Annotated in this window: 12 protein-coding genes; 4 read left to right on the forward strand and 8 right to left on the reverse strand. The window is 69.1% G+C overall.

The features are described from left to right. Positions 1–2 precede the first annotated feature (2 nt). The 6 genes from nirD to V6S85_RS10300 form a co-directional block, all read right to left on the reverse strand. Positions 3–356, reverse strand: coding sequence for a nitrite reductase small subunit NirD (gene nirD / locus V6S85_RS10275; RefSeq protein WP_116564724.1), 354 nt, complete (start codon positions 354–356; stop codon positions 3–5). Further along, complete coding sequence (gene nirB / locus V6S85_RS10280; protein ID WP_334348871.1) at positions 353–2,818, reverse strand: nitrite reductase large subunit NirB; 2,466 nt, start codon at positions 2,816–2,818, stop codon at positions 353–355. The genes nirD and nirB overlap by 4 nt, the downstream gene beginning before the upstream one ends. Positions 2,819–2,847: 29 nt before the next feature. Further along, complete coding sequence (locus V6S85_RS10285; protein ID WP_334348872.1) at positions 2,848–4,068, reverse strand: nitrate/nitrite transporter; 1,221 nt, start codon at positions 4,066–4,068, stop codon at positions 2,848–2,850. Between the two features lie 266 nt (positions 4,069–4,334). Then, positions 4,335–5,501: a CmpA/NrtA family ABC transporter substrate-binding protein gene (locus V6S85_RS10290; RefSeq protein WP_334348873.1), complete on the reverse strand. Its 1,167-nt coding sequence runs from the start codon at positions 5,499–5,501 to the stop codon at positions 4,335–4,337. Beyond that, a complete protein-coding gene (locus V6S85_RS10295) occupies positions 5,498–6,076 on the reverse strand; it encodes an ANTAR domain-containing response regulator (protein ID WP_116489519.1) in 579 nt (192 codons plus the stop codon). Before V6S85_RS10295 ends, V6S85_RS10290 begins: the two co-directional genes overlap by 4 nt. A gap of 150 nt (positions 6,077–6,226) precedes the next feature. Beyond that, the gene (locus tag V6S85_RS10300; RefSeq protein ID WP_334348875.1) at positions 6,227–7,012 is read right to left on the reverse strand and encodes a TOBE domain-containing protein; all 786 of its coding nucleotides are present in this window, start codon (positions 7,010–7,012) and stop codon (positions 6,227–6,229) included. A gap of 120 nt (positions 7,013–7,132) precedes the next feature. On the opposite strand from V6S85_RS10300, the gene modA reads away from it, so the two are divergent. The 3 genes from modA to V6S85_RS10315 all read left to right on the forward strand — a co-directional run bounded on the left by modA (position 7,133) and on the right by V6S85_RS10315 (position 10,716). Further along, positions 7,133–7,888, forward strand: coding sequence for a molybdate ABC transporter substrate-binding protein (modA, locus tag V6S85_RS10305; protein WP_334348876.1), 756 nt, complete (start codon positions 7,133–7,135; stop codon positions 7,886–7,888). 5 nt (positions 7,889–7,893) lie between these two features. Continuing rightward, on the forward strand, positions 7,894–8,556 hold the full coding sequence (gene modB, locus V6S85_RS10310; protein WP_334348877.1) for a molybdate ABC transporter permease subunit: 663 nt from the start codon (positions 7,894–7,896) through the stop codon (positions 8,554–8,556). 102 nt (positions 8,557–8,658) lie between these two features. Next, positions 8,659–10,716: a transglycosylase domain-containing protein gene (locus V6S85_RS10315; RefSeq protein WP_334348878.1), complete on the forward strand. Its 2,058-nt coding sequence runs from the start codon at positions 8,659–8,661 to the stop codon at positions 10,714–10,716. 214 nt (positions 10,717–10,930) lie between these two features. On the opposite strand, the gene V6S85_RS10320 is transcribed toward V6S85_RS10315, so the two are convergent. Further along, complete coding sequence (locus V6S85_RS10320; RefSeq protein ID WP_116564778.1) at positions 10,931–12,481, reverse strand: alpha-N-arabinofuranosidase; 1,551 nt, start codon at positions 12,479–12,481, stop codon at positions 10,931–10,933. A gap of 363 nt (positions 12,482–12,844) precedes the next feature. Then, positions 12,845–13,609: a FadR/GntR family transcriptional regulator gene (locus V6S85_RS10325; RefSeq protein WP_334348963.1), complete on the reverse strand. Its 765-nt coding sequence runs from the start codon at positions 13,607–13,609 to the stop codon at positions 12,845–12,847. 282 nt (positions 13,610–13,891) lie between these two features. Here V6S85_RS10325 and araD1 point away from each other — a divergent pair, with 282 nt between their 5' ends. After that, positions 13,892–14,890: an AraD1 family protein gene (gene araD1, locus V6S85_RS10330; RefSeq protein WP_334348879.1), complete on the forward strand. Its 999-nt coding sequence runs from the start codon at positions 13,892–13,894 to the stop codon at positions 14,888–14,890. Positions 14,891–14,952 lie beyond the last annotated feature (62 nt).

Raw genomic sequence — 14,952 nt, forward strand, 5'->3', positions numbered from 1 at the left:
GATCAGCCCGCCATCACCGGCTGGGCCAGCAGGACGCGGCCGTCCTGCACCCGCACCGGCACGACCGGCGTGCAGCCCTTGCCGGCGTCGGCGCCGGTGGGGTGGCCGGTCTTCAGGTCGATGACCCAGCTGTGCAGCGGACAGGTCACGCCGTGGCCATGGACGATGCCCTGGCTGAGCGGACCGTGCTTGTGCGGACAGCGGTCGACCAGCGCGAAGACCTGGCCGTCACCCGTGCGGAACACCGCCACGTCGCCCTGCGCCGTCGCCACCCGACGCGCGCCGCGCTCGGGGATGTCGGTGACGGCGCCGACGTCGTGCCAGGCCGGATCGATGTCGAAAGTCTGGATCGTCATTCCGCAGCCATCCCCATCGGAAGCGTCGCCATCGGCGAAAATTCACCGGCCTCGACGCCCTTGCTGGCGCGCTCGGCCCACGGATCGACCTGGGCGGTCTCCTGCGACTTCACGAAGCGGGCGAAGAGCGCCGCGCGGTTGTCGAGGTCCTCGACGGTGGCGGCGTGGATCGTCTCCAGGCCGATGCGGGCCATCCACTTGTAGATCCGCTCCAGGTACCAGCCGCCCTCCCGGTACATCTGCATGACCGCCGAGATCAGCTGGATCGCCTCCTCCTCGGTGGCGACCTTGGTCAAGAGCTGCGTGCCCTGGATGTGCAGGCCGGCGGCGCCGCCGACATGGATCTCGTAACCGCTGTCGACGCAGATCACGCCGATATCCTTGCAGGTCGATTCCGCGCAGTTGCGCGGGCAACCCGACACAGCCAGCTTGACCTTGGCGGGCGCCCACGAGCCCCACATGAACTTCTCGAGCTTGATGCCGAGGCCCGTGGAGTCCTGGGTGCCGAACCGGCACCATTCTGAACCGACGCAGGTCTTCACCGTGCGCAGGCCCTTGGCGTAGGCGTGGCCGCTGACCATGCCCGCGGCGTTGAGGTCGGCCCATACCGCCGGCAGGTCGTCCTTCTGCACGCCCAAGAGGTCGATGCGCTGGCCGCCGGTCACCTTCACCGCCGGAATGGCGTACTTGTCGGCGACGTCGGCGATGGCGCGCAGTTCGTCGGGCGTGGTCATGCCGCCCCACATGCGCGGCACGACGCTGTAGGTGCCGTCCTTCTGGATGTTGGCGTGGACGCGTTCGTTGATGAAGCGCGACTGGCTGTCGTCGACATACTCGCCGGGCCAGGCGCACAGCAGGTAGTAGTTCAGCGCCGGGCGGCACGAGGCGCAGCCGTCGGGCGTGGTCCATTCCATGGCCTGCATGACCGCCGGCATGGACTTCAGGTCCCGGGCCAGGATCGCCTCGCGCACCACGCCGTGCGGATGCGAGGTGCACTTGCACATCGGCTTGGGGCCGGTCTGGGCCTTGAAGCCGTCGCCGAGCGTGGCCTTGATGACCTGCTCGACCAGCGGCGTGCAAGAACCGCACGAGGCCGACGCCTTGGTGACGGCGCGCACGTCGTCCAGGGAGGTCAGGCCCTGGGCGGTGATCGCGGACGTGATCGCACCCTTGCAGACGCCGTTGCAGCCGCAGATTTCCTGCGTGTCGGGCATGGCCGCAACGGCCGCGCTAGGGTCCAGGCCGGACAGCCCCTCCGTGATCGCCTGGCCGAAGATGATGGTGTCGCGGATTTCGGCGACATCGGTCCCGGCCTTCATCAGGTCGAAGTACCAGCCGCCGTCGGCCGCATCGCCGAACAGCACCGCGCCGGCGACCCGGCCGTCCTCGATGACCACGCGCTTGTAGACGCCGCGAGCCGCGTCGCGGAACACGATGTCCTCGCAGCCCTCGCCGCCGGCGAACTTGCCGGCCGAGAATACGTCGACGCCCGAAACCTTCAGGCGGGTCGACAGGACCGAACCCTGATAAGCGCCCTCCCCGTCGGTCACCTCTTCGGCCAGAGCTCGGCACATGTCCCAGATGGGAGCCACCAGGCCGTAGCAGTTGCCGCGGTGCTCGACGCACTCGCCGACCGAGAAGACGGCCGGATCAGAGGTGCGCATGGCGTCGTCGACGATGATGCCGCGATTGACCTGCAGGCCGCTGGCTTTCGCGAGCGTAGCGTTCGGACGGATGCCGACAGCCATCACCAGGATGTCGCAAGGCAGGATGCGGCCGTCTTTCAGCTTCAGGCCGGTGACCTTGCCGCCCTCGCCGACGATGGCTTCGGAATGCGCGCCGAGAACGGTCTCGACGCCCCGCTCCAGCAAGGCCTCACGCAGCAGGTAGCCGGCGCTTTCGTCCAGCTGGCGCTCCATCAGCACGTCCATCAGGTGGACGACGGTGGCGCCCATGCCGCGACGGGCCAGGCCGTAGGCGGCTTCCAGACCCAGCAGGCCGCCGCCGATGACTACGGCCCGGGCGCCCGGCTTGGCCGAGGCGGCGATCATGGCGTCGACGTCGTCGAGGTCGCGGAAGGTGACCACGCCCGACAGGTCGGCGCCCGGCAGCGGCAGGCGGAACGGATCCGAGCCGGTGGCCAGGATCAGCTTGTCGTAGGCGACCTCCAGGCCGCCCTCGGCGATCACCTTGCGGGCCTCCAGGTCGACACCCGTGACCCAACGGCCGGCATGCAGCGTGACGCCGTTGTCGCGGTACCAGGCCTCGTCGTTGATGACGATGTCGTCGAAGGTCTTTTCGCCCGCCAGCACGGGCGAGAGCATGATGCGGTTGTAGTTCACCCGCGGCTCGGCGCCGAAGATGGCGATCTCGTAGCGCTCGGGATCGCGCTTGAGGATTTCCTCGACCGCCCGGCAACCGGCCATGCCGTTGCCGATGACGACCAGCTTTTCCTTGGTCATGGTTCTAGCTCGTTGCGGAGAGAGGGAAATCAGACGCGGACCGGGGCGGCGTCGCCGTGCAGGGTCGGCCAGACGGCGCGCCAGCGGGCCTTCAGGCCGTGCAGGGCCAGCAGCGCGAACAGCGCCAGGGCCGCGAAGCCGAGGAAGCCGATCTGGTAGTCGCCGGTCAGCTTCTTGGCCAAGCCGAGGGTCGAGGCCAGGTAGAAGCCGCCGATGCCGCCGGTCATGCCGATCAGGCCGGTCATGACGCCGATCTCCTTGCGGAAGCGCTGCGGGGCCAACTGGAACACCGCGCCGTTGCCCGCGCCCAGGGCCAGCATCGAGAACATCAGCACCGCCAGGGCGATCCAGTGCGAGGGCAGCTTGAAGCTGGCGACGCCCAGGCCCAGCGCCGCCAGGGCGTAGACGATGCTGAGGGTGCGCACGCCGCCATGACGGTCGGCCAGCGCGCCGCCCACCGGACGGATGAACGAGCCGGCGAAGACGCAGGCGGCGGTGAAGAAGCCGGCGATCACCGGGTCCAGGCCGTACTCGGCGTTGAAGTAGATGGTCAGCGACGAGGCAAGGCCCACGAAGCCGCCGAAGGTCACGCCGTAGAGCAGCATCAGCCACCAGGCGTCCGGAACCTTCAGCACGTCCAGATACTCGGCCAGCTTCTTGGGCGCGGGCTGTTCGGGGGCGTCCTTGGCCAGCAGCATGTAGACGACGAAGGCGACGGCCAGCGGAATGGCGGCCAGGCCGATGACATTCTGCCAGCCGAAGGTCTTGGCCAGCATCGGCGCGAACAGGGCGGCCAGGGCGGTGCCCGAGTTGCCGGCGCCGGCGATGCCCAGGGCCAGGCCCTGGTGCTCCTGCGGGTACCAGCGCGAGGCCAGCGGCAGGGCGACCGCGAACGAAGCGCCGGCCACGCCGAGCACGATGCCCAGCGCCAGGATCTGGTGATAGTTGTGCACGCCCAGCGTCCAGGCCGCGGCCAGGCCCGTAAGCACGATCAGTTGGCCGATCATGCCGGTCTTCTTCGGGCCGATGCGGTCGACCAGGATGCCGTTGACCAGGCGCAGCAGGGCGCCGGCGAGGACGGGGATGGCGACCATCAGGCCCTTCTGGGCCGGGTCGAGGCCGAAGTCCTTGGCGATGGCCACGCCCAGCGGGCCCAGGATCACCCAGACCATGAAGGACAGGTCGAAATAGAGGAACGCGGCGAACAGGGTCGGCGTATGGCCGGCCTTGAGGAAGTCACGAGAAATCATGATGCGCCTCGGAGTGTTGCGTGTCTGCGAGAGCGAGGCGTCGTCGCCTCGTCGGGTGACCGCATCCGAGCGGTCGTCTCTGGCAGCCACGGACGCCGTTGTCCGAAGGCTTGATGTCACTGAACATCGGTCCGGGGACGGATGTCACGGGCTGTATGGCAGGCGCCCCTGCACAACGCTTGCGCAGTACGAATGCTCAGCAAAAAGGCGCCAGCGGCGCCCTTCTATTGTGCAGATGCGAAGTCGCAGCGCGGCCTGAAGACCGGTCAGGCCCGCGCGCGACCGATCGAAAATGCCGTGGCGTAGGGCCCTGCGCGATCGGAATCGAACGCCGGCCCCGCGAACAGCGGCGCGAGGTCGCCCGGCGCGTCGGCGAAGACCTGGGCCGGATCGAGCATCGGTCCGGCCGAAAGAGCGGCGGCGCGGAACATGTCCGGGCGATAGACCGCATCGGCAGCGGCCTCGAGATCCGCCCCGGCCGAAACCTGCCCCCAGCGCATCATCTGCGACAGGAACCACAGGGCATGCTCGCGCCTCGGCACGCCGGCGCCGTCGCGATGGAAGACGATCTCGTCGGTCAGGGCTCGGGCCAGGGCCTCTGGCGCGACGCCCACGTGCTCTGGTCGCGCCAGCAGGGCGATCAGGTCTTCGCGGTTGACCGCGTCGTCGGCCCAGGCCGAGGCGCGGATCAGAGCCCTCAGGGCGGCGCGCAGTTCGTCGGGATAATGATGAGCCCAGGCTTCGGTGACGCCGAACACCTTGTCTGGACCGCCCGGCCAGAAGGTCGAGGCGGTGATGACGATCTCGCCCAGACCCTCGCGCTCGGCCACGGCGTTCCACGGCGCGCCGACGCAGAAGCCGTCGATCTCGCCGGCCCGCATCTGTTCCACCATGCGCGGCGGCGGGGTGACCACGAGGCGCACGTCGCGGTCGGGGTCGATCCCGGCCTGGGCCAGCCAGTAACGCAGCTCGTAATTGTGCATCGAGTACGGGAAGACGACGGCGAAGGTCAGCGGCGCGGCGCCCTGCCCCGCCCGCTCGCCGATAACCTTGGCGAGGGCTCGCGCCGAGACCGGCTGCTCGGCCATCGCCTGCGGATCGGCGGCGCGCATCGCTTCGGCCAGCGCTTTCGAAACCGTGATGGCGCTGCCGTTGCGGTTCAGCGCCATGGGCGCGATCAGCGATGGGCCGACGTCCAGTGTCAGCCCGCCTGAAGCGCCGGCCGCGGCCGCCAGGGCCATGGGCGCCAGCATGTGGGCGCCATCGAGCGCCCCGACGGCGACCTTGTCGCGGATCGTCGCCCACGAGGCCTCGCGGCTCAGCGACACGTCGAGACCCTCTTCGGCGAAGAAGCCCATGGACCTGGCGACGACCAGCGGCGCGCAATCGGTCAGCGGGATGAAGCCCAGCTTCAGGTCGGCCAGGCCGCTCACGAGGCGTCTCCCTTCAGCACCCCCGCAAAGGCCAGCAGATCGGCGGCCACCGCCCCGATCGGCTTGCCCCGGTCCATGGCCAGCTTGCGCAGCAGACGATAGGCGCCGTCCTCGTCGAGGCCGCGCTCCTTCATCAAGAGGCCCTTGGCGCGCTCGACCGTCTTGCGGGCCTCCAGGTCGGCCTTCACCTTGGCCAGGTCGCCCCGCAGCTGCTGGGTCAGGGCGAAGCGGCTCATGGCCACGTCGAGAATCGGACGGACGCGGGCCGGCGCCAGGCCGTCGACCACGTAGGCGGCCACGCCAGCGCGCACGGCCTGTTCGGCCAGGCCCGGCTCGGAGCGGTCGACGAACATCACGACAGGGCGCGGATTGGACTGGCTGGCCTCGCGCAGGCTTTCCAGCGTATCGCGATCGGGGCTCTCGGCGGCGATGACCACGACGTCGGGGGCGAACTCGACCGCCTCGCGCTCGTCGAAGCGGGCCGAGCGGCGGACCTCCAGCGGATGCACGCCCTCGAGCCCTTCCGCCACCAGGGCGGCGCGGGCCGGATCGGGATCAATGACGAGAACGCGCATGCCCAACGCCCTAAGGACCATGGACGCCCCGGGGGAGCGTTTTGCGGCCATGGTCACGCTCGAACACGGTTCCGCTCAATCCGCGGGCGCCGCTGCGTATTGCTAGAGCACGTGGACGCCGTCGGCCCTGCGACCTAGCGCGGCGCCCCGCTAATCGACGGCGAGGATGACGTCGGACGGGGCGATCAGCGCATGCACCGACACGCCGGGCGCTAGGTTGGCGGCGACCGCGCTCGCAACCGTCGCGACCAGGGTCTTGCCCTCGGCCAGGCCGACCACGACCTCGCTGGCGGCCTCGCCGTCTTCCCGATCCAGGACCTGCCCCATCAGCACATTGCCGCCGGCGTCGGCCGGCGGCTCGACGGCCAGGCGCACAAAGCTGGACTTGATCAGCGCCACGGCCGGCCGGCCGACGGCCAGCTCAAGTTCCTCGGCGCTGCGACGGGTGATGACCGAAGCGATCTCGACCCCGCCGCCGATGGCCAGCCGGACCTCGACCGTCACGCCCGATGGGGTCAGGGCCACGATAGTCCCGCGCAGGGCGTTGCGGGCGCTGGTGCGCAGACCGAGACTCCAGAACAGGTCTTCGCCGACCTCGGACGCCAGGCCGGCTTCCAGTCGCGCCAAGGCCGCCCCGAGCTCGCGCTCCATGTCACGGAAGGCGCGCATGACGGCATGACCACGCGACGTGACCTGTGCGCCGCCGCCCGAGCGACCGCCTGCGCCGGCGGCGATCAACGGCGCGTCGAACAGGTTGTTCAGCGCCTGAACGACGTCCCAGGCGCCCTTGTAGGACAGGTCCAGGCGCTTGGCGGCGGCGCTGATCGAACCGAGCTCGGCCACGGCCTCGACCAGGGCGATGCGCTCCAGCCCCACGCGCGCCAGGGCCCCGCGCCGCAGGATCAGGCTGGCGCTGAGATCGCCTGCTCCGCTCATCGCTGCTCCTTCCGACTCCGTTCGACCGCTTGTCGCCCGCCCAGCGCCAAAAAAACAGCCTGACAGCGCCCCAAAGCTCGTTATGTACTCGCCTTACATATCCGATTGATCGAGCCGCCTATGCCCCTCGCCCGCCGCCCCCTGATCGCCGCCCTTGCAGCGGCGCTGTCGATGGTCGCCGGCGCGGCGTTCGCGGGTGAGACCAAGGTGGCCGTGGCGGCCAACTTCACCGAACCGGCCAAGGCCATCGCCGCCCGGTTCGAGAAGGCGACAGGCCACAAGGCGACCTTGAGCTTCGGCTCGTCGGGCCAGTTCTACGCCCAGATCGCCAATGGCGCGCCCTACCAGGTGTTCCTGTCGGCCGACGTCGAGCGGCCGCAGAAGGCCGAGGCCGACGGCCTGGCCGCGCCCGGCACGCGCTTCACCTACGCCACCGGGCGGCTCGTCCTCTGGAGCAAGACGCCGGGCCTGGTCGACGGCCAGGGCGCGGTGCTGGCCAAGGGCAAGTTCGAGAAGCTGTCGATCGCCGATCCCAAGGCCGCGCCCTACGGCCTGGCCGCCGTCGAGACCCTGACCAGGCTGAAGCTCTATGACAGCCTGAAGCCCAGGATCGTGACCGGCTCGTCGATCACCCAGGCCTATCAGTACGTCCAGACCGGCGCGGCTGAGCTCGGCTTCGTGGCCCTGTCCCAGGTCGTAGACGACAAGGGCGGCTCGCGCTGGGTCGTGCCAAAGACCTATCACACGCCCATCGACCAGCAGGCCGTGTTGCTCAAGACCGGCTCCGACAGCGAGGCGGCCAAGGCGTTCCTGACCTTCCTGAGGGGCCGTGAAGCCAAGGCGATCATCCGCCGCTACGGCTACGAGGTGCGCTGACCGCCATGGTCGAGGCCGTCTGGCTGACCCTGAAGCTGGCGACGGTGACCACCGTCCTGCTGCTGCTGCTGGCCACGCCCCTGGCCTGGTGGCTGGCGCGAGGACGCTCGCCGCTGAAGCCGTTCGTCGGGGCGCTGGTCGCGCTGCCGATCGTGCTGCCGCCGACGGTGCTGGGCTTCTACCTGCTGATCGCGCTCGGCCCGGAAAGCCCGCTGATGGCGGCGTTGAAGCCTTTCGGCATCAGGACCCTGGCCTTCACCTTCGAAGGCCTGGTGATCGGCTCTCTGGTCTATTCCCTGCCCTTCGCCGTGCAACCGCTGCGCAACGCCTTCCTGGCCATCGGCGACGAACCGCTGGAGGTCGCCGCGACCCTGGGCGCGGGCAAGGCCGACATCTTCACTCGCGTCGCCCTGCCGCTGGCCCTGCCCGGCTACGCGGTGGCCGCCCTCCTGGCTTTCGCCCACACCATCGGCGAGTTCGGCGTCGTCATGATGCTGGGCGGCGGCATTCCCGGCGAGACCCAGGTGCTGTCGATCGAGATCTATCGCCTGGTCGAGAGCCTTGAATGGGACAAGGCCCACCAGCTGTCGGCCCTGCTTCTGTCGTTCGGCTTCCTGGCGGCCCTGACGCTGCTCTTGCTGGAAAAGCGACGGAGCGCTCCGGCCTGAACCGGCGTTTCCCCAAATAGAGCTTGTGGGCTGGGCGGCCGCTTCGCCTGTGGTATTGACGCGCCTCGTCTCCATAGGCGTCCTTTTCGAGTCCCATCGCGCATGTCCGATCCCGCCGCTCCGCAAACCGGTCCCGACGACGCCGAAGACAAGGCCCCCGAAGCCGTCGTCGAGACCGTGCCCGAGGCGCCTGCGACCGCCGCCGAAGAGCCGGTGAAGCCCAAGCGGGTTCCGATCTGGAAGCAGCGCCCCTGGCAGATCGGCGCCGGCGTCGTGGTGCTGGCGATCGTGGCGGTCGTGACCTGGCTCCTGTGGTCGCTGCCGCTGGGCCGTGCGCTGGAGCCGGCCAACAATCCGACCATGGTGCTGCTGGCCTCGGACGGCACGCCGATCGCCCGCCGCGGCTCCTACAAGGAAGCCCCGATCGAGGCCGCCAAGCTGCCGGCCTATGTGCCCGGCGCCTTCATCGCCATCGAGGACCGGCGCTTCTATTCGCACATGGGCATCGACCCGAAGGCGATCGCCCGGGCTCTGGGCGCCAACGCCAAGGCCGGCGGCGTCTCCGAAGGCGGATCGACCATCACCCAGCAGCTGGCCAAGAACGCCTTCCTCAGCAGCGACCGCAACCTGCGGCGCAAGGCCCAGGAAGCCCTGATCGCCCTGTGGCTGGAAGCGCGGCTCTCAAAGGAAGAGATCCTGTCGCGCTACCTGTCGGCGGTCTATTTCGGCGAAGGCGCCTTCGGCCTGCGGGCCGCCGCCCGGCACTATTTCGACACCACGCCCGAAAAGCTCTCCGTCGGTCAGGCCGCAATGCTGGCCGGCATGGTCAAGGCTCCCTCGCGCCTGGCCCCGACCGAGAATTTCGAAGGCGCCCGCGAGCGCATGGACGTGGTGCTTGGCGCCATGGTCGAGACCGAGGTGATCACGCAAGCCCAGGCCGACCGGGCCAAGCGCGACATGCACCCGATCCCCGAGCGCGAAAAGCTGCCGACCGGCTCGTACTTCGCCGACTGGGTGTTCCCGCAGGCCCGCGCCGCCTACGACGCCCGCTATGGCGAGACGATCGTCAAGACGACGCTGGACGCCAAGCTGCAGGCCAAGGCCGAGAAGATCCTCAACGACGCCATCGCCCGTGACGGCAAGGTGCTGAACGTGACGCAAGGCGCGCTGGTGGCCATGCGCACCGACGGCAGCGTCGTGGCCATGGTTGGCGGCCGCGACTACAAGACGAGCCAGTTCAACCGCGCCGACGCCGGCCGCCAGCCGGGCAGCGCCTTCAAGCTGTTCGTCTATCTGGCCGCCATCCGCCAGGGCATGACCCCGACCTCGCCGATCCTCGACGCGCCGGTCGACGTGCGCGGCTGGAGCCCGAAGAACCACGAGGGCAAGTACGCCGGCCGCGAAGTGCCGCTGATCACCGCCTTCGCCGGCTCGTCCAACGTGGCCGCCGTGCGCCTGGCCCAGCAGGTCGGCCGCAAGGCGATCGTCGACACCGCCCGCGACCTGGGCGTCACCGAGCCGATCCCCGACGACCTGACCCTGGCGCTGGGCACGGGCCCGATGAGCCTGGTGCAGCTGACGGGCGCCTACGCTGCCATCGCCGCCGGCGAAACGCCCGTGACGCCGCACGGCCTGGCTGACTGGAAGGCCCCGAAGAAGGCCCGCGCCCTGTCGAAGGCCGAACTGGCCGGCATGCGCGACCTGCTGCGCTCGGCCGTGCATCGCGGCACCGGCGTCGAGGCCGCCATTCCCGGCGCCTTCGGCAAGACCGGCACGACCCAGGGCTACCGCGACGCGATCTTCGTCGGCTATGTCGGCGACCTCGTCATCGGCGTCTGGGTCGGCAACGACGACAACAGCGCCATGAACGGCGTGGTCGGCGGCGGCCTGCCGGCCAAGATCTGGAAGGCCTTCGCCCTGTCGGCCACCGGCGGCGCGCCCAAGCCCGCCGAGGACGACGCGATCAGCGCGGCCGAGGACGCGAGCCTGGCCGAGCCGATCCTGGGACCCGACGGCCTGCCGCTGCCGCCCGAAGCCGCGCCGGTCGAAGGCGAGGCGCCGGCCGATCCGACGGCGCCGGCGCCGGTGGTTCCGGCTCCAGTGGTCCCAGCGGCTCCGGCCCAGCCGGCTGAGCCGCGCGGTCCGACGAACCTTCCGTAAATCCGATCGTCATCCCGGACGGCCGCAGGCCGATCCGACCCAGGGGACCGGGCTCAGCGAGCAGGTTCGCCATCCCAGCGACCGCCACAGCGCGGCGACTCCTGCCGGCTCTACGCGCTGCGCGCTTCGGCCGGGATGACGGCATTTGTAGCTAGAAAACAAGAAAGGGCGCCGGCGGAAGCCGGCGCCCTTTGTCATTTCAGGGCCTGAAGGCTCAGTTCAGGTCCAGCACCACCACCGACTTGGCCGGAAGCGTGGCCGTCAGGGTGTCGCCCTTGATGGTCGCGCCCTTGAACTCGGCCGGCTTGACCGCGTCGGGCTTCTCGAAGGTGTTGCGCGAGGCCATTTCCGGACCCGTCAGCACCCGCCCCTTGGCGGTCTTGGCGGTCGAGCCCGAGAGCTTGACGGTGACGGTGGCCGACTTGTTGGGGTCGAGGTTCACGAGCGCCACGTGCACGGCGCCGTCGGTCCCCTTGCCCGCCGAGGCGGTCACGGCCGGAACCGACGACTTGCCGACCACATACTGCGGGGTGTCGATCTCGACCGGCAGATATGTCGCCCCTTGGAACGGCTTGTAGAGATCGAACACCCAATAGGTGGGCGTCAGGACCATCTTTTCCTTGTCGGTCAGGATCATCGCCTGCAGCACGTTGACCATCTGGGCGATGGCGGCCAGGCGCACCCGGTCGGCGTGCTTGTGGAAGATGTTCAGCGTCGCGGCGGCCACCACGGCGTCGCGCATGGTGTTCTGCTGGTAGAGGAAGCCCGGCTCGGTGCCCGGCTCGACATCGTACCAGACGCCCCATTCGTCGACATAGAGGCCGACCTTCTTCTCGGGGTCGTACTTGTCCATCACCGCGCTGTGCTTGGTGACCAGCTCTTCCATCTTCAGGGCCTGGACCATGGTGTCGCCCCAGCCCTGTTCGTCGAACACGGTGGCCGAGCCCTTCTTGGACCAGTTGCCGGTCGGGATGACGTAGTAGTGCAGGCTGAGCGCATTCATGTTCTTGGCCGCGCCCTTCATCAGGACCTCGGTCCAGTTGTAGTCCTCGGCGTTGGGACCAGCGGCGACCTTCACGGGGCGATTGCCGCGCGGGGCGCGGACGAACTCGGCGAAGTTGCGATAGAGGTTGGTGTAGTGCTCGGCCGTCATCTGGCCGCCGCAGCCCCAGTTCTCGTTGCCGACGCCGAAGTAGTCGACCTTCCAGGGCTTATCGCGACCGTTGGCGCGGCGCATGTTGGCGATCGACGAGTTGGTCGGCGAGGTCAGGTACTCGACCCACTCCGACATCTCCTGCGGCGTGCCGCTGCCGACATTGCCGGCGATGTAGGTCTTGGTGCCGATCAACTCGGCGAAGTCCATGAACTCGTGGGTGCCGAAGGTGTTGGGCTCCTCGACGCCGCCCCACATGACGTTGACCTTGACGGGACGCTTGTCGCGCGGGCCGACGCCCTCGCGCCAGTGATAGTCGTCGGCGAAGCAGCCGCCCGGCCAACGCACGACCGGCACCTTCAGGGCCTTCAGGGCGTCGACCACGTCCTTGCGGTAGCCCTTGACGTTGGGGATCTTGCTGTCCTCGCCGACCCAGACGCCTTCGTAGATGCCCCGGCCCAAGTGCTCGGCGAACTGGCCGTAGACTTCCGGCTGGATGACGGCGCCGGGCTGGTCGGCGCGCAGGGTCCCGCCGACCTTGGTCTGGGCGACCGCGCCGCCAGCCATCAGCAGGGCCGCGGCGACGCCGCCCATCAGGGCGTGCTTCAGCATCTTGGAATTCACGTCGTTTCTCCCTTGGCTCGCCGTGCGCGCGACGCCGGCTCGGACAGGCGCGCATTCCGGCGCAAACGACGCGACGGAGGCCCCTTGTTATTTGTCTGAGTATACTCGCCAGCGGAGAGCGTCAATCGAGGCGGAGGTTCGTACGAGGCCAGCAATACAAAGACATGGCGCGGTGTTTGGCAGGGCGAGCTTGTCGGATGATTGGTGCGGCGACCGAGTTTCAAGGAACCTCCCCCGTGGGGGAGGCGATCGCGCGAGCGATCGGCGGGGATGACTTTTCCGCCGCCTCGAAAGCTGAAAACGTCCCCCCTCCGGCCCTTTGGGCCACCTCCCCCAGAGGGAGAGGATCTCCTAGACCGCTCCGCCGCTGCGGCGGGCGATGGCCGCGCGGGTGTCGTCCTGGGCCAGGCCCACGAGGCGTTCCATGGCCTGGCGGGCCTGGTCGGGGCGGCTGGCGGCGATGGCGTCGAAGACCTTCCAGTGGTCGGGGATCGGGTCGCGGGCCAATTCGCGGTCGCGCTGCTTGAAGATCGTGGTCCAGCGCACGGCCGCGCCGATGCTGCTGGACAGGGTGCGCAGCGGCTCGTTGTCGGTGGCTTCCAGCACGGTGTCGTGGAAGTCGCGGTCGGCGGCGCGGCCGGCCTCGGTGGCCAGGGTGTGCTGCTGCATCTGGATCAGGGCGGCGCGCATCCGCTCGAGCTGCTCGTCGTTACGGCGCTCGGCGGCCAGGGCGGCGGCCGAGGGTTCGACGATCATCCGCAGCTCGTGCAGGCTGGTCAGGAATTCCTCGCTGGGCTCGGCCTCGAAGAACCAGGCCAGGACCTCGGGATCCAGCAGGCTCCAGCGCGAACGCGGGCTGACGCGGGTGCCGGCCTTGGGGCGGCTTTCGACCAGCCCCTTGGCGGCCAGGATGCGGATGGCTTCGCGATAGGCGCTGCGCGAGACGTGCAGCTTCTCGCTGGCGTCGATCTCGTTGTTGAGCACGTCGCCCGGCGCGTACTGGCCCGAGACGATGGCGATGCCGAGCGTACGCGCGATCGACCCGTGGATGCGGCCGGAAAAGCCTTCCTCGCGCTCGAACTCTCCGTCCACGCCGCTACCCTTGCCCTTGACCACGCCGCCTCCACAAATCACCGCGCGGCCTCGCCGCCGGTTCACGCATCGACTCTAGCGAGACTAATTGTCTGACGACAAGGAAATTCACCGTCCGGCGAGCCGGAAGGCCTCGTTCAGGCCGCGCTTAAAAGTATGATAAATCAGGTGATAGAAGGGATCACACGGTTCTGGCGAGCGCCCTGCCTTACCCGCTGAAGACAGCGCCAACCCTGACGATCCGGGTTTGACAGGCCCGTGCCGATCGCTATTTGTCTGACTAATTATAGACGAGAGGATCCACCCATGTCCCTGCGGTTCGTTCAACTGAAGACGCCCGACGGCGCCCGCGCCCTGGCGGCGGTGGACGAGACCGGCGCGGCCCGCAAGGTCGGATCCGCCGACACCCTGTACGCCCTGGGCCAGTTGGCCATCGACAAGGGCGTCAGCCTGGCCGACGCCGCCCAGCCGCTGGGCGAGGCCATCGATGTCGCCGCCGCCCTGGCGCAAGGCCGGGTGCTGGCGCCGATCGACCATGTCGACCCGGCGCACCTGATCCTGACCGGCACCGGCCTGACGCACCTTGGCTCGGCCGAAGGTCGCGACAAGATGCACAAGGCCGCCCAGAGCGGCGAAAATCTGACCGACTCCATGCGGATGTTCCTGATGGGCGTCGAGGGCGGCAAGCCCGCCGCCGGCCAGGAAGGCGTGCAGCCGGAATGGTTCTACAAGGGCGACGGCACGCAGCTGGTCGGCCCCGGCCAGCCCCTGACCTCGCCCTCGTTCGCCAAGGACGGCGGCGAGGAGCCCGAGATCGCCGGCGTCTACCTGATCGGTCCCGATGGGACGCCGCACCGCCTGGGCTTCTGCCTGGCCAACGAGTTCTCCGACCACGTGATCGAACGCGGCAACTATCTGTGGCTGGCGCACTCGAAGCTGCGCCAGGCGGCGCTGGGCCCGGAACTCTTGAGCGGCGAGCTGCCGGCCGACGTGCGCGGCGCCAGCCGCATCGTGCGCGGCGGCGAGACCGTGTGGGAAAAGCCCTTCCTGTCGGGCGAGGCCAACATGTCCCACACCATCGCCAACCTGGAGCACCACCACTTCAAGTACGCGCTGTTCCGCCGTCCGGGCGACGTGCACGTGCACTTCTTCGGCACGGCCACCCTGTCGTTCTCGGAAGGCTTCCAGACGCAGGTCGGCGACGTGTTCGAGATCGAGGCCGCCCCGTTCGGCCTGCCGGTGCGCAACCCGCTGGCCCAGGACGCGGCGCCGGCCGAGGTCACCGTGACGGTGAAGGCGCTCTGAGACGTCCTGCGTGATCCTCGTCCTTCGACAAGCTCAGGATGAGGATCAATTCAGGCGTGGCG

Source organism: Caulobacter sp. CCNWLW153, from assembly GCF_036889365.1.
GTDB classification, from domain to species: Bacteria; Pseudomonadota; Alphaproteobacteria; order Caulobacterales; family Caulobacteraceae; genus Caulobacter; species Caulobacter radicis.

Excerpts from the sequence above, each read along its gene's own strand:
- V6S85_RS10320 (WP_116564778.1), bottom strand. The coding sequence starts at position 12,481 with ATGCTGAAGCACGCCCTGATGGGCGGCGTCGCCGCGGCCCTGCTGATG.
- V6S85_RS10300 (WP_334348875.1), bottom strand. The coding sequence starts at position 7,012 with ATGAGCGGAGCAGGCGATCTCAGCGCCAGCCTGATCCTGCGGCGCGGG.
- V6S85_RS10285 (WP_334348872.1), bottom strand. The coding sequence starts at position 4,068 with ATGATTTCTCGTGACTTCCTCAAGGCCGGCCATACGCCGACCCTGTTC.
- V6S85_RS10315 (WP_334348878.1), top strand. The coding sequence starts at position 8,659 with ATGTCCGATCCCGCCGCTCCGCAAACCGGTCCCGACGACGCCGAAGAC.
- V6S85_RS10295 (WP_116489519.1), bottom strand. The coding sequence starts at position 6,076 with ATGCGCGTTCTCGTCATTGATCCCGATCCGGCCCGCGCCGCCCTGGTG.
- modA (WP_334348876.1), top strand. The coding sequence starts at position 7,133 with ATGCCCCTCGCCCGCCGCCCCCTGATCGCCGCCCTTGCAGCGGCGCTG.
- nirD (WP_116564724.1), bottom strand. The coding sequence starts at position 356 with ATGACGATCCAGACTTTCGACATCGATCCGGCCTGGCACGACGTCGGC.
- nirB (WP_334348871.1), bottom strand. The coding sequence starts at position 2,818 with ATGACCAAGGAAAAGCTGGTCGTCATCGGCAACGGCATGGCCGGTTGC.
- modB (WP_334348877.1), top strand. The coding sequence starts at position 7,894 with ATGGTCGAGGCCGTCTGGCTGACCCTGAAGCTGGCGACGGTGACCACC.
- araD1 (WP_334348879.1), top strand. The coding sequence starts at position 13,892 with ATGTCCCTGCGGTTCGTTCAACTGAAGACGCCCGACGGCGCCCGCGCC.